Below are 603 nucleotides of genomic sequence, written 5' to 3' on the forward strand. Positions count from 1 at the left end.
TCTCCCTGTATATGCTGCCTCGTCTGGGGCACGCTGCTTCCTCCTTCCAAACATTCATCACAAAATTAATAGATTGAGATTCACTGCATGAAGGGGCGCTGTCTTTCAGCGCTCCAAAACAGAAAAAAGCCGCACCCAAAGGTGCGGCCTGAAGAAGGAAGGCAAACAAATATATGCCGGAGAAAGAACGCTTTGTCCGGCGTTATCTGTCGCGCAGAAAAACAGCTTTTCCACTTGTCATATCGAGGTTTTTATGCTATGATAACCATGATCTTCGATCATTTATCGTGGGAGTCGCTTTTTTTCGCCCCTGTTTTGAAACAGGTTATTAATTCTGTTGCATCTCTCTTAACAGATCAAACCCATCCGTTCCATCTGTCGGACATGCTCCGCTTCGGTGGAGATGAGATAGAGCCGGGTTGTTTCAATACTGGAATGGCCCAACACATCCGCCAGCTTTGCCACATCCCGGCAAACCCGATAGAAGGTTTGGGCAAACAGGTGCCGCAGATTGTGCGGAAAGACCTTGGACGGTGCAACCCCCGCCTTTTCGCAGAGCGACTTCATCTCCGCCCAGATCTGGCGGCGGCTCATCCCTTTTCC

At 49.8% G+C, this 603-nt stretch carries 1 protein-coding gene; it reads right to left on the reverse strand.

What is annotated here, in order from left to right; translation table 11 throughout:
• Positions 1-348: 348 nt before the first annotated feature.
• Positions 349-603, reverse strand: a 255-nt coding sequence (locus tag D5269_RS18175) for a tyrosine-type recombinase/integrase (RefSeq protein ID WP_166545255.1), incomplete at its 5' end; no start/stop codon positions are given.

This window comes from Anaerotruncus sp. 1XD42-93 (assembly GCF_009917605.1).
GTDB lineage: Bacteria > Bacillota > Clostridia > Oscillospirales > Ruminococcaceae > Anaerotruncus.